The 21,255-nt window shown below is 46.1% G+C and carries 22 protein-coding genes; 6 read left to right on the top strand and 16 right to left on the bottom strand.

The window, feature by feature from the left end:
- Positions 1 to 158: 158 nt before the first annotated feature.
- The 9 genes from A1359_RS07150 to A1359_RS07110 form a co-directional block, all read right to left on the bottom strand.
- Positions 159 to 953, bottom strand: coding sequence for a UDP-2,3-diacylglucosamine diphosphatase (locus A1359_RS07150; protein ID WP_066980194.1), 795 nt, complete (start codon positions 951 to 953; stop codon positions 159 to 161).
- Between the two features lie 120 nt (positions 954 to 1,073).
- A complete protein-coding gene (locus A1359_RS07145) occupies positions 1,074 to 1,445 on the bottom strand; it encodes a hypothetical protein (protein WP_066980191.1) in 372 nt (123 codons plus the stop codon).
- 131 nt (positions 1,446 to 1,576) lie between these two features.
- On the bottom strand, positions 1,577 to 1,993 hold the full coding sequence (mscL, locus tag A1359_RS07140; RefSeq protein WP_066980188.1) for a large-conductance mechanosensitive channel protein MscL: 417 nt from the start codon (positions 1,991 to 1,993) through the stop codon (positions 1,577 to 1,579).
- A gap of 192 nt (positions 1,994 to 2,185) precedes the next feature.
- Positions 2,186 to 3,715 carry a fumarate hydratase gene (locus A1359_RS07135; RefSeq protein ID WP_066980185.1) on the bottom strand — a complete coding sequence of 510 codons (1,530 nt, stop codon included), beginning with the start codon at positions 3,713 to 3,715 and terminating at the stop codon, positions 2,186 to 2,188.
- A 113-nt stretch (positions 3,716 to 3,828) separates the two neighbouring features.
- The gene (locus tag A1359_RS07130; protein WP_066980182.1) at positions 3,829 to 4,368 is read right to left on the bottom strand and encodes a copper resistance protein NlpE; all 540 of its coding nucleotides are present in this window, start codon (positions 4,366 to 4,368) and stop codon (positions 3,829 to 3,831) included.
- Between the two features lie 140 nt (positions 4,369 to 4,508).
- The gene (locus tag A1359_RS07125) at positions 4,509 to 4,739 is read right to left on the bottom strand and encodes a glutaredoxin family protein (protein ID WP_066980179.1); all 231 of its coding nucleotides are present in this window, start codon (positions 4,737 to 4,739) and stop codon (positions 4,509 to 4,511) included.
- The gene (locus A1359_RS07120; protein WP_066980176.1) at positions 4,739 to 5,239 is read right to left on the bottom strand and encodes a TIGR00645 family protein; all 501 of its coding nucleotides are present in this window, start codon (positions 5,237 to 5,239) and stop codon (positions 4,739 to 4,741) included. Before A1359_RS07120 ends, A1359_RS07125 begins: the two co-directional genes overlap by 1 nt.
- A 15-nt stretch (positions 5,240 to 5,254) precedes the next feature.
- Complete coding sequence (gene metH / locus A1359_RS07115) at positions 5,255 to 8,926, bottom strand: methionine synthase (RefSeq protein WP_066980172.1); 3,672 nt, start codon at positions 8,924 to 8,926, stop codon at positions 5,255 to 5,257.
- Positions 8,927 to 9,279: 353 nt separating this feature from the next.
- Positions 9,280 to 9,699 (bottom strand): hypothetical protein, encoded by a 420-nt coding sequence (locus A1359_RS07110; RefSeq protein ID WP_066980169.1) that lies wholly within the window; start codon positions 9,697 to 9,699, stop codon positions 9,280 to 9,282.
- A gap of 213 nt (positions 9,700 to 9,912) precedes the next feature.
- Between A1359_RS07110 and A1359_RS23440 the strand changes: the two genes are divergently transcribed.
- The 4 genes from A1359_RS23440 to A1359_RS22705 all read left to right on the top strand — a co-directional run bounded on the left by A1359_RS23440 (position 9,913) and on the right by A1359_RS22705 (position 12,666).
- Positions 9,913 to 10,041: a hypothetical protein gene (locus tag A1359_RS23440; protein WP_269747888.1), complete on the top strand. Its 129-nt coding sequence runs from the start codon at positions 9,913 to 9,915 to the stop codon at positions 10,039 to 10,041.
- Between the two features lie 132 nt (positions 10,042 to 10,173).
- Positions 10,174 to 12,081, top strand: a complete 1,908-nt coding sequence (locus A1359_RS07105; protein WP_066980166.1) for a DCC1-like thiol-disulfide oxidoreductase family protein — start codon at positions 10,174 to 10,176, stop codon at positions 12,079 to 12,081.
- 115 nt (positions 12,082 to 12,196) lie between these two features.
- Positions 12,197 to 12,334, top strand: a complete 138-nt coding sequence (locus tag A1359_RS22710) for a peptidylprolyl isomerase (protein ID WP_198159288.1) — start codon at positions 12,197 to 12,199, stop codon at positions 12,332 to 12,334.
- 194 nt (positions 12,335 to 12,528) lie between these two features.
- Complete coding sequence (locus A1359_RS22705) at positions 12,529 to 12,666, top strand: hypothetical protein (RefSeq protein WP_198159287.1); 138 nt, start codon at positions 12,529 to 12,531, stop codon at positions 12,664 to 12,666.
- A 106-nt stretch (positions 12,667 to 12,772) separates the two neighbouring features.
- Here A1359_RS22705 and A1359_RS07100 read toward each other — a convergent pair whose 3' ends face one another.
- The 5 genes from A1359_RS07100 to A1359_RS07080 form a co-directional block, all read right to left on the bottom strand.
- The gene (locus tag A1359_RS07100) at positions 12,773 to 13,531 is read right to left on the bottom strand and encodes a lysophospholipid acyltransferase family protein (protein ID WP_066980163.1); all 759 of its coding nucleotides are present in this window, start codon (positions 13,529 to 13,531) and stop codon (positions 12,773 to 12,775) included.
- On the bottom strand, positions 13,497 to 14,039 hold the full coding sequence (gmhB, locus tag A1359_RS07095; protein ID WP_066980160.1) for a D-glycero-beta-D-manno-heptose 1,7-bisphosphate 7-phosphatase: 543 nt from the start codon (positions 14,037 to 14,039) through the stop codon (positions 13,497 to 13,499). Before gmhB ends, A1359_RS07100 begins: the two co-directional genes overlap by 35 nt.
- A complete protein-coding gene (glyS, locus tag A1359_RS07090) occupies positions 14,036 to 16,105 on the bottom strand; it encodes a glycine--tRNA ligase subunit beta (RefSeq protein ID WP_066980157.1) in 2,070 nt (689 codons plus the stop codon). Before glyS ends, gmhB begins: the two co-directional genes overlap by 4 nt.
- Before the next feature lie 2 nt (positions 16,106 to 16,107).
- Positions 16,108 to 17,022: a glycine--tRNA ligase subunit alpha gene (gene glyQ, locus A1359_RS07085; protein WP_157200495.1), complete on the bottom strand. Its 915-nt coding sequence runs from the start codon at positions 17,020 to 17,022 to the stop codon at positions 16,108 to 16,110.
- Between the two features lie 110 nt (positions 17,023 to 17,132).
- Entirely contained in the window at positions 17,133 to 18,137 is a 1,005-nt protein-coding gene (locus A1359_RS07080; protein WP_066980154.1) for a hydrolase, read from the bottom strand.
- A 109-nt stretch (positions 18,138 to 18,246) separates the two neighbouring features.
- On the opposite strand from A1359_RS07080, the gene A1359_RS07075 reads away from it, so the two are divergent.
- Complete coding sequence (locus A1359_RS07075) at positions 18,247 to 19,206, top strand: DnaJ C-terminal domain-containing protein (RefSeq protein ID WP_066980151.1); 960 nt, start codon at positions 18,247 to 18,249, stop codon at positions 19,204 to 19,206.
- A gap of 2 nt (positions 19,207 to 19,208) precedes the next feature.
- The gene (locus A1359_RS07070; protein ID WP_066980147.1) at positions 19,209 to 19,511 is read left to right on the top strand and encodes a MerR family transcriptional regulator; all 303 of its coding nucleotides are present in this window, start codon (positions 19,209 to 19,211) and stop codon (positions 19,509 to 19,511) included.
- A 117-nt stretch (positions 19,512 to 19,628) separates the two neighbouring features.
- Here A1359_RS07070 and A1359_RS07065 read toward each other — a convergent pair whose 3' ends face one another.
- Positions 19,629 to 20,246, bottom strand: coding sequence for a class I SAM-dependent methyltransferase (locus A1359_RS07065; protein ID WP_066980145.1), 618 nt, complete (start codon positions 20,244 to 20,246; stop codon positions 19,629 to 19,631).
- 2 nt (positions 20,247 to 20,248) lie between these two features.
- Positions 20,249 to 21,199: a Tim44 domain-containing protein gene (locus tag A1359_RS07060; RefSeq protein ID WP_066980142.1), complete on the bottom strand. Its 951-nt coding sequence runs from the start codon at positions 21,197 to 21,199 to the stop codon at positions 20,249 to 20,251.
- Between the last annotated feature and the right edge of the window lie 56 nt (positions 21,200 to 21,255).

The raw sequence follows: 21,255 nt of genomic DNA, 5'->3' as shown, positions 1-21,255 counted from the left end.
GACGAACTTGTTTCATGCGTATTCCTTAGCCGGTTTTGGGGGGTGACGAAGATATTTTTCGTTTAATAATGTTTGACCGGGAAAAGTTTCCAGGAAGTTGCTGTTAGCAAAATCTTTAATGCAAGTATCTTGGTTGCGCTTTTGCAGGCTAGATTGAGTTATTGGGCTTTAGTTAGCGCTGTTTCCAGCGCTTGAGTTAGGGCTTCATTTTCCTGTTTTTGCCATCTCACTAGCTCAAGTCTACCGTCGTGATGTTCGACTATTGCCGTGCAGCTTTCGACAAAATCCCCGGTGTTGACGTACATAAAACCTTCGATTTCCTTGATTTCAGCATGATGAATATGCCCGCAAATGACTCCGTCAACACCTGCATTTTTTAACGTCTTGACTAGGGTTTCTTCATAATCCGACATGAACTGCACTACATTTTTCACTTTAAACTTAATATAAGCCGCCAAGGAAAAGTGGGATTGCACACCTATGATGCGTCGGCATAAGCGTAAAAAACGGTTGATTTCAATCAGCCAGTCATAACCGATGCTACCCAGTTTTGCCATCCAGCGATGATGCTGGGCAATGGTGTCGTATTCGTCGCCGTGGACGACCAGCAAGCGTTTGCCGGTTAGTGTGGTGTGAATATCCGATTTTTTGACGACTATATCGCCGAATACATAATCGTCGTAATCCCTGACATTTTCATCGTGATTACCCGGTATATAAATAATTTGGGTGCCGTGGCGCGCTTTACGCAGAATTTTCTGGATTATGGTGTTGTGATCGCGAGGCCAGTACATTTTTTTGGATAGCGCCCAAAAATCAATGATGTCTCCCACCAGATAGAGCTTCTCGCTGTCGTTATGTTTTAAAAAATCCAGCAGGGTGTCGGCTTGGCATTGTGTGGAGCCAATATGTAAATCCGATATCCAAATAGTGCGGTAGTTAGACGTTGTCATGATTCATTTCTAAAGTTGCTGTAATGAATTATTTGCAATACGAAATAATAGGGCACTTTAATTGTAGTGCGTCTGAATGACAGAAACATGACAGCGTATGGCTGCAGAAAGTGAAGTCTGTTAGGGCAGGCCAGATAGACCGGTTAATTCTTCCATAGCATGTCCGGATTTGGCATAGAGATGGGTGAATGCGCGGTGTAGTACTTCCCAGCCTTCAAAAGCAATAATGTTCCAGTGAGCGGTTCTGCGATCCCATTCGGTATCGAATAATGCCCCTAGTTTTACCAGTCGAATAAAAGTTTCGTCTGACGGATTCTCGAGATAAGCTTTTGCTGCTTCTAATTGATGAGCTGAAATGGCACGAGCTGCAGGTCGGTCATTGCTGGCATGGTGATTGGTGTACATCACATAGCCAGGATCAATGTCAACGCGTTTCAGGCTATTACAATAGCCTTCGAAGTTTTCTATTTGAAAAGGTGACAATGAAGTCATCAATTATCTCCATTAGGCTTAGCTATTACGTGGGGGTGTTTTTTCAGGAAGTGTAGTCGATGAAATAGGACGTGCCTTACAGTTTTGTAATAAACAAAACTGTAAGGCACATTGTTACGGAAAACCATGCATTATTTGTTTTTCAATAAATCCCGAATTTCTGTCAGCAATATTTCTTCATTAGAAGGCACTGGTGGTGCTTCAGGAGCCGCTTCGACCTTTTTCTTAAATGAACTCAAGATTTTTATCATCAGGAAAATGGCGGCAGCAACAATGGTAAAGTCGATGACTGTTTGAATGAACTTGCCATAGCTGATGACAACGGCTGGCACATCAACGCCGGCAGCTGTTTTAGAGGCCTGTTGTATGGTGACAGCCAAATCGGAAAAGTCTACACCGCCCAACAAAACACCGATAGGCGGCATAATCACGTCCGCGACGATGGATGACACGACTTTTCCAAATGCGCCGCCAATGATGACGCCCACCGCCATATCGACGACATTGCCTTTCATGGCAAATTCTTTAAATTCCTGCAACATTCCCATAACTATTTCCTCTGTTATTTAATATAAATGAAGGTGTATTAAGCAGCGAATTGCAATTGCTGGCCGATATTTGGCTATATTCTCAAACCAACCCAGGCTTGGCAAAGTATTTTATGAGCAAGACATGGCTGTCAATTCAAATCTTGTTTTATTGAACGGGGTGAGATTGATACCAAGCTTGTTATTAACAGCTTACGTCAGGCTTTCCACTCGCACCGGAATTTTACCGATTTTTGTCTGCCAGATTTTAGGTGCGGAGTTGTGAATCGATTCGCCGCGACTATCCACAGCTACCGTCACCGGCATATCCTCAACCACAAACTCATGGATCGCCTCCATACCCAATTCCGGAAAAGCCACAACGCGCGCACTACGGATGGCTTTGGATACCAAATACGCCGCGCCACCAACTGCAATTAAATACACAGCTTGATGTTTTTTGATAGCTGCAATCCCCAGTGGGCCGCGTTCGGCTTTACCTATCATGCCTAGCAAACCAGTTTTTTCCAGCACACTGTCGGTGAATTTATCCATGCGGGTTGCAGTAGTCGGCCCAGCTGGCCCCACGGCTTCATCACGCACCGGGTCGACCGGGCCGACGTAGTAGATTAACTTGTTTTTAAAATCAACCCCTTCCGGTAATGACTCACCTTTGGCCAACATGTCCACTATGCGCTTATGGGCGGCATCGCGACCCGTTAGCAAAGTGCCGCTGAGTAAAAGGGTTTCGCCGGTCTGCCAGCTGGCAATGTCTTGCTTGGTCAGATGGTCGATGTTGATACGACGAGCGTTGCCGGCAGCTTGAGTGATAACGGGCCAGTCGTCCAATTTCGGTGGTGTCAGTAAGGCCGGACCGGAGCCGTCCAGTACAAAATGAGCATGTCGGGTGGCTGCGCAATTAGGAATCATCCCCACCGGCTTATTGGCGGCGTGAGTTGGGTAGTCGAGGATTTTTACATCCAGCACGGTAGTCAGACCACCCAAGCCTTGCGCGCCTATACCCAAGGCGTTGACTTTTTCGTACAGTTCCAATCGTAATTCTTCCAAGGCATTATTGGGGCCGCGTGCGATTAAATCCTGAATATCGATAGTTCCCATGCAAGCTTGTTTGGCCAAAAGCATGGCTTTTTCGGCGGTACCGCCGATGCCGATGCCTAAAATCCCCGGCGGACACCAGCCCGCGCCCATGGTTGGTACAGTTTGCATTACCCAGTCGACGATGCTGTCGGAAGGATTTAGCATGACGAATTTGGATTTGGCTTCAGAGCCACCGCCCTTTGCTGCCAGCTCTACATCCACTTTATCGCCCGGCACCAGTTCCATGTGTATCACCGCGGGTGTGTTGTCTTTGGTATTGATGCGTTTGCCGGCCGGATCGGACAGTATCGAGGCGCGCAATACATTATCCGGGTGCAGATAGGCTAGGCGCACACCTGCATTAACCATTTCGCTGACGCCCATTTCAGCATCCCAGCGCACATCCATGCCTATTTTTAGAAATACTGTAACGATGCCGGTATCCTGACAGATGGGGCGTTTACCTTCCGCGCACATTCTGGAATTAATTAGAATTTGCCCCATTGCATCTTTAGCCGCTGGGCTTTGTTCTTTTTGATACGCGGTGTACAGCGCATCGATAAAATCTTTTGGGTGGTAATAGGATATATATTGCAAAGCATCGGCGATACTTTGGATGAAATCGTCTTGGCGAATGCTGGTCATGACTAGGTCTCGGGTTAATCGATAGTAGTGTTGAGTTTAACCATCTGTCGCCTCAATGAACAGGGGGCTTGCAATTGCAGCTCTATTATTCCCCCAAGACGCCACCCGTTTTTCTAATGTATGTGCACTTGCCGCGATTTTGCCGTGTCGCTTCTTTGCAATGCATAGTCGTCCTGGTCGCCCGGCATCGGCTTTCCATCACTATTGAGTTGTATTAAGGTGCCTGCGTCTTTAATAGTGAATCGCTGGCTGGTGCCATTTTTTTTGGAAACCAATGACAAGGTATGGGTTTTGTCATCCCATGTATATTTGCCTTTGTCATAAAATTCTCGGGAGGATGGTTTTGCCGGTTGAGTGACCAATAGGTAATTGTCTTTTTGTTTTAAAGACAGAGTCATTTTTAGACCATCACAATCTTCTTCATCACAAGGCAAGTAACCATAAAAAACTCCGCGAAAACCTTGGGTTTCATCGGTCTGATTCGCATGTTGAGTATGGTTCATGGATTGTTGGTGAGTCAATTCTCGCGCTTTCAGGGCTTTTTCCTGCAGTTGCATGTCGGATTCTGCCCAAGCAGTGTTATAGGCTGATAGCCATAGGCCGAAAAAAATCAACGATACATTTTTTTTAATTTTTCTATTTAATGTTTGCATGAGATTTCTGCTTCTGTTGTTGAAGGTAAGCCGGATAAAGATTACCAGCATAATTTTGAACATCAATATGAGAGGTTAAATCTTTTTAATGGCCGCCATCATTTCAAACAGTAGATGCTGATTGAGCAAAAAAACATTGCTCAGAGTTGCGATATAAAATCCTGAAGTTGCTCAGCGTTGAAGGGCCAGCTCAACTCCAGTTCGCTGGGTGTGTGCACTAAAACCGGGATACGGATAGCATAACGCTGCATGGCTTTGTCGTTGTTTATGATGTCCTGTATTTCAAAGTTCAGGCCGGCTTGCAACAACAAATGCTCTGCATCCTCACATAAATGGCAGCCTTCGGTGCCGAATAAGACAAAATTGCTCATCAGTGTTTGGAAATTTTATCCAAATAGCCCATGATGAAGGCGGATAAAACCAGCGTCAGATGTATCACGACAAACCAGAGCATTTTGTCGTTATCGGTGTTTTCCACTTCCATGAATACTTTCAATAAGCGGATCGAGGAAATTGCGACTATGGAGGTCGCTACTTTCATCTTTAAAGAGCCGTAGTCGTGTGTGCCCAGCCAATCCAGCTTTTCGGCTTCGCTGCCAATGTCTAGCCGTGAAACAAAGTTTTCGTAACCACTGAACATCACGATCAAGGTCAAGCTGCCGACCAAAGTTAGATCAATAAAGGTCAGCAGCTTCAAAATAACCTGACCTTCATCGGCTTCCAGGATATGCGGCAGGAAGTGATATAGCTCTTGAAAAAATTTGATAGCCAGAACCAATAAAACCAAACTCATGCCGAGAAAAACCGGTGCCATGATCCAGCGACTGGCATACATCACGCGCTCTATAAAATGTTCGAGACGTAGTTGCATGATTTTTACCCTGGCTTAATGATTAAGGTGCGCGGCTAGCCAACGTTCTGCCACTTCCAGATTTAGACCTTTACGCTTGGCATAATCCTGCAATTGATCTTGACTGATCTTGCCGACGTTGAAATATTGTGAGTCGGGATGCGAAAAATACCAGCCGCTGACAGCTGCCGTCGGGTACATGGCGAAGTTTTCTGTTAGCTCAATCGTGGTGAGCTCTGTCACATTCAAAAGCTCGAATAATTTAGCTTTTTCGGTATGATCAGGGCACGCTGGGTAGCCCGGCGCCGGGCGGATACCTTGGTAGACTTCTTCAATCAGCGCATGATTATCGTGGGCTTCATCTTCAGCGTATCCCCAATGATCGCGACGCACTACCAGATGCATATATTCAGCAAAAGCTTCCGCCAGGCGATCCGCCAGGGCTTTCAACATAATGCTGCTGTAGTCATCGTGATCTTTTTCAAACTCGGCCAGTTTGGTTTCGATACCTATCCCTGCCGTCACCGCAAAGCCACCCAAATAATCGGCCACCCCGCTATCAACGGGTGCGATAAAGTCGGATAAACAATAGTTAGGACGGCCCGGTGCTTTGACATTTTGCTGACGCAGATGATGCAGTACTTCCCTTTGCTGGCTGCGGCTGTCGTCTGTATACAAAATAATGTCGTCATCGAGACTATTTGCCGGAAAGAAGCCAATGACGGCTTTAGCTGATATCCACTCTTCACTGACGATGAGTTTCAACATATCCTGTGCATCGGCAAACAGCTTAGTGGCTTCTATGCCCACCACGTGGTCGGTCAGAATGGCAGGGTAACGACCGGATAACTCCCAGGTCTGGAAAAACGGCGTCCAGTCTATATAGTCAACCAAAGTAGCGAGAGAGAAGTTGTCAATCACTTGAGTGCCAAGGAATTTGGGTTTAACCGGCTGATATCCTGCATAACTGAATCGGTTTTGTCGGGCTTTTTCCAAGTTGTGCTGCGGATTTTTAGCCTGTCTACCTTTGTGGCGTTCACGCACTAATTCATAATCGGCGCGGGTTTTTTCGACAAATTCTGCTTTCAGGTCGTCACTGAGCAAAGCGCTCACTACCCCAACACTGCGAGAGGCATCGGTGACATATATGGTTGGGTGCTGATAGTTCGGTTCAATTTTTACCGCGGTATGTGCGCGCGAAGTGGTGGCGCCGCCTATCATTAGTGGAATGCTAAATCCTTGGCGTTGCATTTCTTTAGCCACATGCACCATTTCGTCCAGTGACGGCGTAATCAAACCGCTTAAACCTATCACATCCACATTATGTTCGCGGGCAGCTTTTAAAATGGTGTCGGCAGGCACCATGACACCCAGGTCGATGACTTCATAATTGTTACATTGCAACACCACGGCGACGATGTTTTTGCCGATATCATGCACGTCGCCTTTTACGGTGGCCATCAGTACTTTGCCGTTGGTTTGGCGTACAGAACCATCAACTTCGGCGTCCATGAATGGCATCAAATAAGCCACGGCTTTTTTCATTACCCGCGCAGATTTCACCACCTGCGGTAAAAACATCTTGCCTTCACTGAATAAATCGCCCACCACGTTCATGCCGTCCATCAGTGGGCCTTCGATGACATGTAAGGGTTTTTCAGCTTCCAGTCTGGCTTGTTCGGTGTCTTCCTCGATGTAATCGGCGATGCCTTTTACCAAGGCATGTTCCAGCCGTTTAGTCACCGGCCATTCACGCCATTCCAGGGTTTCTATTTTGGCCGCTTGGCCAGTACCGCGATATTTCTCGGCAATTTCCAGTAGTTTTTCGGTACCTTCGGGGGTGCGATTCAAAATCACATCTTCCACGGTATTGCGCAATTCGTCCGGGATGTCGGCGTATATTGCCAGTTGGCCGGCGTTGACTATGCCCATATCCATGCCGGCTTGCACGGCGTGATATAAAAATACCGCGTGGATGGCTTCTCTGACCGGATTGTTGCCGCGAAAGGAAAACGACACATTGGATACGCCGCCGGAAATCAGAGCGTGCGGCAAAGTTTGTTTGATGATGCGGGTGGCTTCGATGAAATCCACGCCATAATTATTGTGTTCTTCAATGCCTGTAGCGACTGCGAAAATATTCGGGTCGAAAATAATATCTTCCGGCGGGAAGCCAATTTGTTCGGTCAGAATTTTGTAAGCGCGAGTGCAGATTTCAATCTTGCGTTGCATGGTGTCGGCTTGACCCTGCTCGTCAAACGCCATCACGATCACCGCGGCGCCGTAGCGTCGGACTAGCTTGGCGTGCTTGATAAAGGCTGCTTCACCCTCTTTAATTGAAATGGAGTTGACGACACCTTTACCTTGAATGCATTTCAAGCCGGCTTCCAGGATTTCCCATTTGGACGAATCCAGCATGATGGGCACCTTGGCAATATCAGGCTCGGCAGCAATCAGGTTTAAAAACCGTACCATGGCGGCTTTGGAATCCAGCATGCCTTCATCCATATTGATGTCGATGATCTGGGCGCCGTTTTCGACTTGTTGCTTGGCAACATCCAGTGCCGCTTCGTAATTTTCTTCGACAATCAGTTTTTTGAACGCAGCCGAACCGGTCACGTTGGTGCGTTCGCCGACATTCACAAACAAGGTTTCCGGGCCTATGCTCATGGCTTCCAGGCCAGCCAGATGGCAGCGTTTTTCCAGTTGCGGAATTTGTCGCGGTGGATATTTGCTGACTGCGTCGACAATGGCGCGGATGGTGTCTGGCGAGGTGCCGCAGCAGCCACCGATAATGTTTAGATAACCGCTGGCCGCCCAGTCGGCCAATTCGGTTGCCATTTGTTCAGGGGTTTCGTCGTATTCACCAAATTCATTCGGTAAGCCCGCGTTCGGATGCGCCGAGATATAGGTGTCGGCAATGCCGGATAGTTCTTCAATATATTGACGCAATTCCTGCGCACCCAAAGCACAGTTGAAGCCAATAGAGATGGGGTTGACGTGTTTAAGGGAAGTCCAGAATGCAGCGGCAGTCTGACCCGACAAGGTGCGGCCGGAGGCGTCTGTGATGGTGCCGGAAATCATGACTGGCAGTTTATGGCCTAGTTTGTCGAAGGTTGCTTCGACTGCGAAAATGGCGGCTTTAGCATTCAGAGTGTCGAATACGGTTTCGATCAAAATGATGTCAGCGCCACCGTCTATCAAGCCTTGGGTGGCTTCGCTATAAGCATCGACCAAATCATCGAATGTGATGTTACGAAAACCGGGGTCATTGACATCCGGCGACATGGATGAGGTGCGGTTGGTGGGGCCTAGAACGCCTGCCACAAAACGTGGTTTATCGGGCGTTAATGCCGTAACTTCATCGGCGGCCTCTTTGGCCAGGCGTGCCGACGCAACATTAATCTCATAGGCCAAGTCTTCCATCTGATAATCAGCCATCGCTACCTTGGTGGAATTGAAGGTATTGGTTTCGATAATATCAGCACCAGCCTCCAAATAGGCGCGATGTATGGCTTTGATAATTTCCGGCTGAGTCAGCGACAACAAGTCGTTGTTGCCTTTCAGATCGCTTGCCCAATCTGCAAAACGTTTACCGCGATAATCCTTTTCCCCCAGTTTATAGCTTTGTATCATGGTGCCCATGGCCCCATCCAGATATAAAATCCGTTTGGTAAGTTGTTGATTTAATCGTTGTATGTTGTTCATTGGCGGGAAAAGTCAGAGTTAAATTTTAACGGATTACAAGAGTTGTTTTATAAGCCCTTGATCATGAGAAGCCTTTGTCAAAACCTAGTTGGTTAATCGTTGTAATGGTGTTGTTGCTGACGCGTGGCGGATAAAACGAAGCACTAGGGCAAGCTTCATGCACGCTCATTATCGTAGGATTTATTTAGAGCAGTATTAATTATTCTTAATTATTCAGCATTTTTAACAAAACTCTTTCGTTGAGTTATAGCTTTTATTTGTGCAATTAAGGCAATCGTACACATCGAATCGGATAGGGTTTTAACATGAAAAAGCCCAAGCAAGCTTGGGCTTTTTCAATAATCATAATCGTGTTAGTTGCTTGATGTTTTAAAGCTGTTTTTGATGCTAGCGAACATCTCTTTTACGCCACTAAATAAGTTAGCCGGTGTTAGGGCTTCTTTCATGATGAACAAAGTACGAATCACAGCCACAATCATAAATCCAAGGATAGATGGCAGTAATTCGCATATTACCGGCATAATCGCTCCGCCAGGGCCTTCGCTTGTTTTGCGATCACGAACATCTACTAAGCTGGGGTCGTATTCACTACCAATATCTTTGCCACCTATCGCATCGATAATCTCAATGCAAAAAATTTGGGCAATAAACTCAGAGGCAAAAAATAGCGCAGCACAACCAGCTACCCAAAATAAAACATTACCTTTCTTAGCTTTCATTAGTGACTGGTAAACCCAAATCACAGTCAAAACCATTACTATACCGCCAATCATATTTTTCCCCTTGTAATTTCTGTTTTTATTCTTGTAAAGTCAGTCTGAATCTGCATACTACCATAAACCTGCGAGTTGGCAATTTGTAACAATATCTTTCTGAAATAGCTAGGATTTGCTTGACTTTAAAGTTGGCTAAAGTAACATATCAGTCTCGAAAGCCACTCACTGGCAGATTTTTTATAACAACTAAAGAAAAGGTAGGAGGCACCCATGGGAGCGATCTTAGACTTAACAGAAATGTTAAAAGAACCATCAGGTATGATTGGAGCGGTAGTTATCATCGCTGCAGGATACTTCTTCGTAAAATGGGTGTTCCAAGAACCTAAAGACGAAGATTAAGCTAGCGCTTTAGTAAGCATAGCTTTATTGACAAAAGGCGGCACGGTTATCCGAAGCCGCCTTTTTTGTGCCTGAATGTTTTTCATCGGCCAAAATACCCTATAATTTGTACATTTTTCATTCTGCTAGAAGATGTACAAATTACTCGCTGCTAAAATCTACAAAGTTTACCTTGCACAGGCTCCAGCTAGCGGTATCGGAATATTTCGATTACTGTTTGGAATCATTACACTACAGGAGATTTTTTTCCTGATTTATTTCAATCACCTGATTTTTGACCCGATTCCTTTTATGGACGTCGAATTTCCGATGATCATTTTTTTTCTATGGCTTTGGGCGGCCGTTGCCTTTTGTCTTATGATTGGTTATCGCTGCCAAACTGTCAGTATTGCCAATTATGTGTTCTGGCTGGTTTTCGTTAATTTCACCCCGATGCAGCGTGATTTTGACGGTGGCTTTGATTTGTTCATGATAGGTGCCAATTTTTTCCTGATTTTTATGCCGATCGACAAAGCCTTTGCGATCGATAGCCTTAGGAAAAAATTAGCTACCCCTTTCGTGCATTACTCTGAATACCCTTCTTTAACGGTATCCCGGCTAAGCTACTATTTGCCAGTCATCGTGTGTCTGGGATTTTTGTATTTTGATTCGGATATTCATAAAATGTTTGCCGAACACTGGCGCAATGGTCTGGGTGCCTGGTTGCCGTCCTCAATGCCTTATTATGTGTCGGCGCTGGATATGAGCTGGCTGCTAAATATTGAAAGTCTGCAAAAATTTATCGGTTACACCATACTGGTTTTTCAGTTTACTTTTTTACTGTTTTTTCATTTTCGCCTATTAAGGCCGATTTATTTTTTGCTGGGTATTGCTCTCCATCTTGGCATTACCTTATCGTTTAATATCTATCCCTTTGGCATGGGAATGCTGGTTTTTTATAGCTTGATGATGCCGTTTTCCTGGTACAAGCAAATAGGTGTTTGGCTGAGAAAACCTCACCCGGTATTAACCGTTTTTTATGACCAGCAATGCCCGCTATGTAATCGGACGGTATTAATTCTGAATCATTTTGATATTTTGCACGGGGTGGATTTCAAGCCTGCCCAGGCTTATGCTCGCGACTATCCGGCACTCAATCGATTGAATGAACAAACTCTGCTAACAGATTTATATGCTTTAGATAGCGAGGGCCAGCTTTATGCGGGTGTCGATACCTATGCGCAAATTTTTACTGCCATGGGCTATACCGCAATTATTGGCTGGGTTATGAGGCTAGGCCCCATTCATGCTTTAGCATTAATCTGTTATCGTCGTATTGCTGACAATCGTGCGCGTTTGAATTGCGATGTTAGTTGTCTCAAAGAAACCGCCCCTGTTTTTCCCGCTACGCTCTATGATCAAATCTTTGTAGTTGGGCAGTCAAAACAGCAAAAGCGTAACGCCTATAAAATCAGTAAAGTGTTTTTACTTATCCTGCTTTTTCAGCTTAATTGCAGTCTGCACTATGGATTGCTGTATCGATTAAAAATTGATACTCGCCAATCGCCGCTCACTAGTGCTATGGCGGACATGAGTAATGCCCTGTTGATGTTTTCGCATAGCTTTATCGGGATTACTCCGCATGCTCTTTACCTGCATGATCATTTTGAAGGCTATGAGCACGTCTTAGCGATTACTTATCTGGATGCTAACGGTGCTGAACACTGGCTGCCATTTATTAATGAGCAAGGCCGCATGCTGGCCCCGAACTGGGGGAGGGTGCACTCGATGTGGGCCAATATCGCTGTCACACCTAATATCGACGAATTCAGGCTGAAAAAATTCATCATGAAGATAACTGCATTCTGGGGTACCAAGCTTAATCTCGACCTGGAAAATACTCGATTCATCATTAAAATGAAAAAAATCAAAGCCCCTTTTTTATGGGAAAAAGATCTTAGACGAAACAATTTGTCTGGTGATTGGCTGGCTATAGGGTCGGCACAGTGGCATGATAGAGAAATTAAAATCAACCTGCCAAAAGACATTGATGTTTTGTAAGAAAGCAACACATTGGGTCTTGCGAACTTGGTTTTGTCATGATATAAATTTCCGCGTGTTCATTTGAGGCACAAAAAAAAATTATAACCAACACTATATTTGTTCGGAGGATGTTATGAAAAAAGTATTTTCTATCTTGGCTATGGCTCTTATGATCGTTAGTTTGGCAGGTTGCGTAGATGATCCTGATCAAGGCAATCCAAAACCAAAAGGTTATGGCACACCTGGCCAACAAGGCACTGGGGCCAACTAATCGTAGCTATTGACAGGTTTTTTCACAATTCCTAAATAAGGCCCACAGTAGTGGGCCTTTTTTATTTTAGTTAACTAATTTCCTTCAAATCCATATTTAATTTGCCTAAGCAATTTTAGCGTGATATAAATTTGCCGTGCTTTTTTAAATCTATGAGTACAAAAAAATATAAGAATTTTAATTTGGAGGATGTTATGAAAAAAATATTATCAATTTTAGCTATGACTTTAATGATTGTTGGCCTGAGCGGTTGCCTGGACGATCAAAACATGGGTAACCCTAAGCCAAAAGGCTATGGCACACCTAATCAAGAAGGTAGCGGCGCTAACTAATCATAGTGCGAAGACGGGGTTTTTAGATCCCCCATATAAGGCTCACGCAAGTGGGCCTTATATTTTTCAAAATATATTTTCAAAATTCACATCCATTTTTTACAAATCAATCTCTCTCAGCAGAAATTTTTTTCATAGCCTGAGAAATCCATTCTTCTGTTTCCGCATTAATTTCTTTAGTCCCTTTATTTTGAGTTGAAATCACAGGGCCGATTTTAACTTTGATAACCCCTGGATATTTCAAAAAACTGTTTCTGGGCCAAAACTCACCGGCATTATGTGCCAATGGAATGACTGGAAAACCGGATTTACTTGCCAACATGGCGCCCCCGGCATTAAATTTTTTATAAGCGCCTGGGGCGACACGAGTGCCTTCCGGAAAAATCAACACACACAAGCCTTCCTGTAAGCGTTCGATACCCTGATCCAGCAACATCTTTAAAGCTTCTTTTTGATTGCTACGATCGATTGCGATGGGCTTGAGTGTTGCCAGCGCCCAACCGCCAAATGGAATTTGCAGCAAAGACTTTTTTAATACTGCGGTTTGTGGCGAAATGATTTGCCGTAAGGCAATCGTTTCCCAGGCGGACTGATGTTTGCTCATAATGATGGCAGCTTGTCCTTTAGGGACGTTTTCCAAGCCCTCTACCTCATGAGTTAAGCCACAGCATAACTTCAGCATGTACAGCAGATAATTAATCCAGATGTCAGCTATTTTGTAACGCACGGAAAAAGGCAGAAAAAAAGCGCTCAAAACTGCTAGGCCGACGATAGGCGTGGAAAACACAACGTAAATATAAAATAAAGTCGAGCCTAAATAAGCCTTGAAATCAGCTTTGGGAGACGATGAATTGTGCTGCGTCATAAAGATTTTCAAAAATAGGTAAATTGAGCTGAGGATGATCCTGTAGGGTTTTTAGGCCTTTACCGGTTTTAACCAATATTGGCTGGGCACCAGCAGCCTGGCAGGCCTGAATGTCGCGATAAGAGTCACCTATGGCGTAAACAGTCTGCAAATTAACCTGTTTATCCTTCGCGAAGGCTTCGAATAGACCAGGCTGCGGTTTACGGCAACTACAGTGTTCATCAGGACCGTGCGGGCAATAGTAAATAGCCTCAATTTGACCGCCTAGTGTCGCCAGCATGGTTTGCATCTTGTCATGCATCGCCTTCAACGTTGCCAGATCAAATAAACCTCTGGCTACACCGGATTGATTGGTGATTATGATTACTTTAAAGCCATGCCGATTTAACTCGGCAATGGCTTCCAGGCTGCCGGGGATCGGCAGCCATTCCTCTGCGGATTTAACAAACTGATCGGAATCGACATTGATAACGCCATCCCTATCCAATATCACATAGCGATCGGTCACGATTGCAGTTTGGAAATATCGGCAATTTGCAAAAACTGATTCGACAGCATCGCCAACAAGGCCAAGCGACTGTTACGCAAGGCTTCATCATCGGTGTTGACCATTACATGATCGAAAAACGCATCCACATTATCGCGTAATTGCGCCAAACGGTTTAGCGCTAGTTGATAATTTTGTTCGGCCAGTAAGGGCAAAATATCGGTCTCTGAGGCTTCGGCTGCCGCTAACAAGTTTTTCTCTTCCACTTCCACCAATGTTCCGATAGTGTTGGATACCGCGTGTTCTGATTTTTTCAGAATATTGATGATGCGTTTATTCGCAGCAGCCAAGCTATCGGCTTCCGGCAACTGACGAAAGGTTTGTACCGCACGCATACGCAACATGAAATCTACTGGACGGGTTGGATTGACAGCCAGCACGGCTTCAAATTCATCGGCGCTATACCCTTGATCCAGGCAGTAGCCTTTCAATCTATCAAAAATAAAATCGATCAGCCGTTGTCGGGTTTCGGCTTTATTAAAGCTATGGCTGAACTGATCTAGTGCGGCATCCAGCAAAACCACCAAATCCAGCGCAATGCTATTTTCGATCATGACCCGCAAAATTCCCAGTGTGGCGCGGCGCAAGGCATAAGGGTCTTTATCGCCGGTTGGAATCAAGCCGGCACTGAAGATACCGGTCAAAGTATCGATCTTTTCCGCCAAGGCTAAGATTTGACCAATCTTGCCGCTAGGTGTTGCTCCACCAGACTGTTTAGGAAAATAATGCTCTTCCTGTGCCAGCGCTACTTCCGCATGCTCGCCATCCGCCAAGGCATAATAACGTCCCATGGTGCCCTGCAGATTGGCAAACTCGCCAACCATATTGGTCATCAAATCGGTCTTCGCTAACAACGCTGCACGTTGGGTCAGTTCGACATCGGCCTGCAACTGTTTCGCAATCAGCCCCGCCAGCTTGGCTACCCGTTCGGTTTTGTCAAACAGGGTGCCCAGGTCTTTTTGAAACACAATACTCTGCAAGCTATCGACTCGCTCGGCCAGCGATTGTTTTCTATCCTGCTTCCAGAAAAACTCGGCGTCAGACAGTCGCGGCAATACTACGCGTTCGTTACCTTGTTGAATCGAAATCGGCTTGGAACTTTCGATATTGGCAAAGGTAATGAAATGAGGCAACAAGCCACCTTCAGTGTTTTTAACCGGAAAATACTTTTGATTGGATTGCATGGTGGTAATCAATACTTCCATCGGCAATTCCAGGAAGCGCGCATCGAAGTTACCTACCACCGGCACCGGCCATTCGTTTAGCGCAGCAATTTCTTCCAGCAGATCGGCTTCAATATGTGCCTTACCACCAACATTGGCGGCTGCCAGATTTGCCGCATCACAAATACTTTGCATGCGCTGGTCAAAATCAGCGATTACCTTGCCTTGCTGTTGCAAGGTTTCCAGATAATCGTGCGGGCTGGCAATCTTCAAAGCCTGCGGTGCATGGAAACGATGGCCGCGACTGCTGCGACCGGTTTTAATCCCGAGAATTTCAGTCTCGATAATTTGTTCGCCTAACAGCAACACAGCCCAATGTACCGGGCGGGCAAATTCGCTATCGAAATTACCCCAACGCATGCGCTTGGCAATCGGCAGGTTATTCAGGCTTTTACGAATGATGTCCGGCAGCAGTTCGGCAGTGGCTTGACCTTTTACGGCTTGTTTGAATACCAGCCACTCGCCCTTGTCCGTTTGTAATCTTTCCAATTGATCAACCGTAGTGCCGCAACTGGCGGCAAAACCTTGCGCCGCTTTACTCGGCGTTCCATCCGGTCCGAATGCAGCCAAGACAGCTGGGCCGCGTTTTTCCACGGTTTTATCGGCCTGAAAAGTCACCAAATCGTCGATGATAACGGCTAAGCGACGAGGCGTGGCATACGCGCGGCCTCGATTGAAAGCTAAATCGGCTTCTTTTAAGCCGGCCAGAATATTGTCCAACAAAGCCTGACTGAGTTTTTTCAGGGATTTTGGCGGCAGTTCTTCGCAGCCCAGTTCGAATAACAAATGATTGGTCGCTGTCATGGTTACGCTCCCTGTCTGGCAAGAATCGGAAAGCCTAATGCTTCCCGGCGATTGTAATAAGCTTCGGCCACTGATTTAGCCATGTTGCGTACCCGTAAAATATAGCGCTGACGTTCCGTCACGGAAATGGCATGCCGCGCATCCAGCAGATTAAACGAATGGGAAGCCTTTAATACCATTTCATAAGCCGGCAGCGGCAGGTTTTTATCCAACAACATCAGACATTCGCGCTCGTAGGTATCGAAGCACTGAAACAGAAAATCGACATTGGCATGATCGAAGTTGAACTCCGACATCTCAACTTCGTTTTGATGGAATACATCGCCATAAGTGACGATGCCTTGCGGACCACGAGTCCAGACTAAATCGTACACCGACTCCACGCCTTGTAGATACATGGCAATACGTTCCAGGCCATAAGTAATTTCGCCGGTAACCGGTTTACACTCCAGGCCGCCGACTTGTTGGAAATAAGTGAACTGGGTGACTTCCATACCGTTTAACCAGACTTCCCAACCCAAGCCCCAGGCACCCAGGGTGGGCGATTCCCAGTTATCTTCCACGAAGCGGATATCATGTTCCAGCAAATCCAGGCCAAGGTGACGTAAAGAGCCCAAGTAAAGCTCTTGAATGTCAGCCGGAGACGGTTTCATCACCACCTGAAACTGATAATAATGCTGCAAGCGGTTGGGGTTTTCGCCATAACGACCATCGGTCGGCCGACGTGAGGGTTGCACGTAAGCCGCATTCCACGGCTCCGGGCCGATGGCGCGTAAGAAAGTGGCAGGATGAAAAGTCCCGGCGCCCACTTCCTGATCCAAAGGTTGCAACAATACACAACCCTGATTCGACCAGTATTCCTGTAAGGTCAAAATCAGGCCCTGAAAAGTAGAGACATCGTTTTTGCTAGTCGACACGTTGAGAGCCACTTGTTTTGTAAAAAATGCGCCGATTATACCCGAAAAATCAAGGCCAAATAGGCTATACCCAACCTGTCGCGGTTCTCTCAAGCTATTTGAAAACTCGCTCAAGGCGCATGAAGAAATAGATGTTCACGCAAAAATTTCGGGATACGGCTATCCAGCCAATAATCCGGCCTAAAGGGTTTTTGTCCGGACACAAACCCGACATGGCCGCCTCCACTGTAGATTTCCAATTGCACTTGCGGGGCAAGTTCCTGCGCTGTTGGCAGAACCGCTTTGGTCATGAAAGGATCATCTTCAGCCTGGATGACTAAGGTAGGTACTTGAATCTTAGCCAAAAACTGTCGAGAGCTGGAGCGGCGATAATAATCGTCGGCATCTTTAAAACCGTGTAATCTGGCCACTACCCTGTCGTCGTATTGCCAAAAGGATTTGATGTCACCTAATCCGCCTAATTGTCGTAACTTTTCAGCTTCTTCGCGACAGCCTTTTTTATCCAGATAATCACGTTTGTTGCGAATGTATTGCTTTAATTCGTCCAGCAAATATTTGCGGTATATTTTGGAAAAGCCGTGATCCAATTTAGTGGCGCATACACTTAATACCAACGGCACCGAAACAGCCACCGCCGCGCTCAGATTTAAACTACCACCTTGTTCCCCCAGCCATTTCAACAATACATTGCCCCCCAACGAAAATCCTACTGCCGCCAACTTAGCATCTGGATATTGTTGCCGTAAGGATTGATAGACAAAATCAATATCTTCGGTTTCGCCGGAATGATAACAACGCGCCAAATGATTGGGCTCGCCGCTACAACCGCGAAAATTTATCGCTATACTGGTCATGCCCTGTGCCTGCAAAACCTGTTGCAAACCCAGAATATAGCTAGACTGAGAGCTGCCGGATAAGCCATGCAGTAAGATGACGATGCTATTCTTATCTTCACCGCACCAATCCAGATCGAGAAAATCACCGTCTGGTGTCAATAATCGCTCACGTTTACGTTGTAATAGCTTAGTCTTACGCAGTAACGCCGGATAAAAGGTTTGCAAATGTGGGTTGTTCAACCACCAAACAGGTCGAAAGCAATGTTGCGTGATAGGCATAGCCGCTTATTCCAGGCATTATGAGTTGACGATGGATACTACTTTTTTATACTGATACAGGTTTACCGAATCAGCATACCTGGTGTGATCACAATCACAAGGGGGATCATTGGAATACAAGGATTATTATCAAACCCTGGGGGTTAAGCGTGACGCGACCCTGGAAGAAATTAAAAAATCTTTCCGCAAACTGGCGCGCAAGTATCATCCGGATGTATCGAAAGAACCGGATGCGGAAGCGCGTATGAAGGAAGTCAATGAGGCTTATACCGTACTCTCCGACACCGAAAAACGCGCGGCTTATGATCAACTGGGGCGCGGTTATCAACCCGGAGAGGAATTTAGGCCACCTCCTAACTGGGATGCTGGTTTTGAATTTTCCGGACGTGGTTTTAATGCCGGAGAATCGGCTGATTTCAGTGATTTTTTTGCCGAGTTATTCGGCAAAATGCGCGGTGACTCAGGCGGGCAGCGTGGCTTTTACAGGCAAACCAACCTTAATGCTCGCGGCGAAGACCATCACGCCAAAGTCATGTTGGACCTGGAAGACAGTTTTAAGAGTTCCTCTCGGCAGATTTCCTTACGCGTGCCCCGTATGGATGCACAAGGCCATGTGCTACTTGAAAACCGCACATTGAATATCAAAATACCGAAAGGCGTTTATGAAGGGCAGATTATTCGTTTGGCTGGGCAAGGAGCGCAAGGGATGGGTAGCGGCAAAGCCGGTGATTTGCTATTGGAAGTGAGCTTTAACCCGCATCCAAGGTTTCGGGTGGATGGGCGCAATTTAACTATGCATTTGCCAGTGACACCCTGGGAAGCAGCCTTGGGAGAGATGATCACCGTCAACCTTATTGATAGCAATCTGAAAGTTCGCATACCGGAAAACACTCAAAGCGGCAGGCAATTGCGCTTGAGTGGTAAAGGTATTCCGAGTAATCCACCGGGTGATCTATTATTAGAAATTCAAGTGGTTCTGCCACCCGCCAACAATGAAAAAGCTCGAAAACTATACCAAACCATGGCGCAGGAACTGGCATTTGATCCGCGCACACAGGCCAGGAGATAGCCATGCAACATTCTGAAATCCTGATTACTGCTATCGTAGAAGAATCCTATTTATCCCTGGAAGAATTAGCTTCATTTTGTGCGGTGGAGCCGGAATGGGTGTTACAACACATCAATGATGGCTTATTATCCGCCGCTAAACTTGAAAGTGGACATTGCTACTTTTCGGCTATAGAGCTGACGCGCGCCAAACGTATTTTGTCCATAGAACGCTACTTTGATGCAGCACCCGAGCTGGCAGCGTTAGTGGCAGATATGCAGGAAGAGTTGGATAGTTTACGGCGAGAATTGTTGCGGACAAGATAATAGGCGGTTCTGCGGTAGTCGTTCAAATCTGTGTTTCGTGGTCTTTTAGCTGACAGAAAAACACCGGCTTGGCCGGTGTTTTTATTTGGGTTACCGGTAAAAAATCGAAGCGGTGGTTTACTTCACTGCGCGCATTAATTTCAGCATATCGCTACTACTAGGGTCGATAAAAATACTTCGGAAAGAGCAGGCCTGAACATTTTTAACGGTTTGTCGATTAATATTCGCACCAACTAAGCGTACCACTAACGGATTCAACAAATTCATCATGGCCGCCATGTATTTATTGGAACTGAGGACGTGTTCCAATAGTAGCAATTGGCCACCGGGTTTTAACACGCGATACAACTCTTTCAGGCCTTTTCGCGGTTGCGGTACAGAGCAAAAAACAAAGCTGGCCACCACGGTATCGAAGCTATTATCTGCGTAGCACAGCGTTTGTACGTCCATCAAATCCAGATGTACCTTAATTTGTTTACGTTCTTGTTTTCTTTTGGCTTGCACCAGCATTTTTGGGCTGAAGTCAATCGCAGTCATTTGGCTGTCAGCGGGATAAAAATCAAAGTTTTTCCCCGTGCCCACGCCCACTTCCAGGATGTGCTCGCCTTCGGCCATAGCCCAGAGCTTTTTTCGCAAGCGGCGAAATAACAAACCTTCCAAAAAGCCTTCCAGGCTGTCGAACCAAGGTGCCAGCCTGTCGTAGCGCTGGCGGATTTTATCGCCGCTCACTGACATGGTTAAATTTCCAGCTGTTGAATGCCGTCCAGCAGCCACTTGGTTTGTTTGCTGTTTACCGGTTTGACGAAATGCCAGACTTCCCGCACTTGATCGGTCTCTCCATCGTCTTCCCGCAGGATACAATCGAATAACACAGCGGCTTCCAGATCGTTGCCAGTTTGGCGTACTTCCAATAGCTCTGCATTGACCTTCAATACTTCAGTTTTGTTGTTGCTGGCGTTGCTACGTAATTGATCTTGAATTTCTATGAAAACCTTATCCGTAGCAAGACCGCGGATGGCTGCTAAATCGTGGTTGTCCCAAGCTGTTTGTAAATAACGATAGGCACTTTCAGCACCTGCCAAAAAACCGGATTGATCAAAATCGGCAGGTAGGTTCACAGCACTATCTGTAGTGGTTGAGTTACTAGAGTTTTTGATGCCGGACATTAAATCGGTATTAAAACCTGCTGAGGTGGAGCCGGTGGGAGGTGTCATGCCGTAATCCGCTGCATGATCACTGTCGGAATGGCTGGATTTAGCATAAGTATTGTTGGCAGTGGCTGGTTTTTGTTTGTTTTTGGCAGCGAATAAACGCATGACTAAAAAGGCAATGCCGGCAAAAACCAAAATATCCATAAAATTGAAGTTTTCAAAAGCGCCGCCAAAAAACAGCGAGCCGAGCAAACCGCCCAGTGCTAAGCCACCGAGCATGCCCATCAGACCACCGCGACTGGCTAAGCCTTGCCGAGCGGTTTGGTTTTGGCTGGCAGCTTGTTGTTGGCTGGCCGAGCGTGCAGGTTGGCTGGTGGCGCCCGGAGAAGTGGATCGTTTATAAGGAGCGCTGTAACTTGATCTACCGCCAAATGAGCCACCGCCGCCGAAACGTTTGGCCTGCGCTTCTTGAATGCTGCTCATTAATAGTATCAGCGTAAAGAAAAGCGTAGTCAGAATACCGATTTTTCTATTCATGGTGTGTGTTGCCTTTTAGTGAAAAAGTGTTGACTAATATTAGGGTGCTATCAGTA

Source organism: Methylomonas lenta, assembly GCF_001644015.1.
GTDB lineage: Bacteria > Pseudomonadota > Gammaproteobacteria > Methylococcales > Methylomonadaceae > Methylomonas > Methylomonas lenta.
The sequence above is the reverse complement of the archived record's forward strand: the minus strand, read 5'-3'. Positions and strand labels throughout refer to the sequence as shown.

Bases quoted from the DNA above. Each gene is read 5' to 3' on its own strand.
- A1359_RS07080 (WP_066980154.1), bottom strand. From the start codon at position 18,137: ATGCCTATCACGCAACATTGCTTTCGACCTGTTTGGTGGTTGAACAAC.
- glyS (WP_066980157.1), bottom strand. From the start codon at position 16,105: ATGACAGCGACCAATCATTTGTTATTCGAACTGGGCTGCGAAGAACTG.
- A1359_RS07060 (WP_066980142.1), bottom strand. From the start codon at position 21,199: ATGAATAGAAAAATCGGTATTCTGACTACGCTTTTCTTTACGCTGATA.
- metH (WP_066980172.1), bottom strand. From the start codon at position 8,926: ATGAACAACATACAACGATTAAATCAACAACTTACCAAACGGATTTTA.
- A1359_RS07105 (WP_066980166.1), top strand. From the start codon at position 10,174: ATGTACAAATTACTCGCTGCTAAAATCTACAAAGTTTACCTTGCACAG.
- A1359_RS07150 (WP_066980194.1), bottom strand. From the start codon at position 953: ATGACAACGTCTAACTACCGCACTATTTGGATATCGGATTTACATATT.
- A1359_RS07125 (WP_066980179.1), bottom strand. From the start codon at position 4,739: ATGAGCAATTTTGTCTTATTCGGCACCGAAGGCTGCCATTTATGTGAG.
- A1359_RS07120 (WP_066980176.1), bottom strand. From the start codon at position 5,239: ATGCAACTACGTCTCGAACATTTTATAGAGCGCGTGATGTATGCCAGT.
- A1359_RS23440 (WP_269747888.1), top strand. From the start codon at position 9,913: ATGGGAGCGATCTTAGACTTAACAGAAATGTTAAAAGAACCATCAGGT.
- A1359_RS22705 (WP_198159287.1), top strand. From the start codon at position 12,529: ATGAAAAAAATATTATCAATTTTAGCTATGACTTTAATGATTGTTGGC.
- A1359_RS07110 (WP_066980169.1), bottom strand. From the start codon at position 9,699: ATGATTGGCGGTATAGTAATGGTTTTGACTGTGATTTGGGTTTACCAG.
- A1359_RS07135 (WP_066980185.1), bottom strand. From the start codon at position 3,715: ATGACCAGCATTCGCCAAGACGATTTCATCCAAAGTATCGCCGATGCT.
- A1359_RS07065 (WP_066980145.1), bottom strand. From the start codon at position 20,246: ATGTCAGTGAGCGGCGATAAAATCCGCCAGCGCTACGACAGGCTGGCA.
- A1359_RS22710 (WP_198159288.1), top strand. From the start codon at position 12,197: ATGAAAAAAGTATTTTCTATCTTGGCTATGGCTCTTATGATCGTTAGT.
- A1359_RS07130 (WP_066980182.1), bottom strand. From the start codon at position 4,368: ATGCAAACATTAAATAGAAAAATTAAAAAAAATGTATCGTTGATTTTT.
- mscL (WP_066980188.1), bottom strand. From the start codon at position 1,993: ATGGGAATGTTGCAGGAATTTAAAGAATTTGCCATGAAAGGCAATGTC.
- A1359_RS07145 (WP_066980191.1), bottom strand. From the start codon at position 1,445: ATGACTTCATTGTCACCTTTTCAAATAGAAAACTTCGAAGGCTATTGT.
- A1359_RS07100 (WP_066980163.1), bottom strand. From the start codon at position 13,531: ATGACGCAGCACAATTCATCGTCTCCCAAAGCTGATTTCAAGGCTTAT.
- A1359_RS07070 (WP_066980147.1), top strand. From the start codon at position 19,209: ATGCAACATTCTGAAATCCTGATTACTGCTATCGTAGAAGAATCCTAT.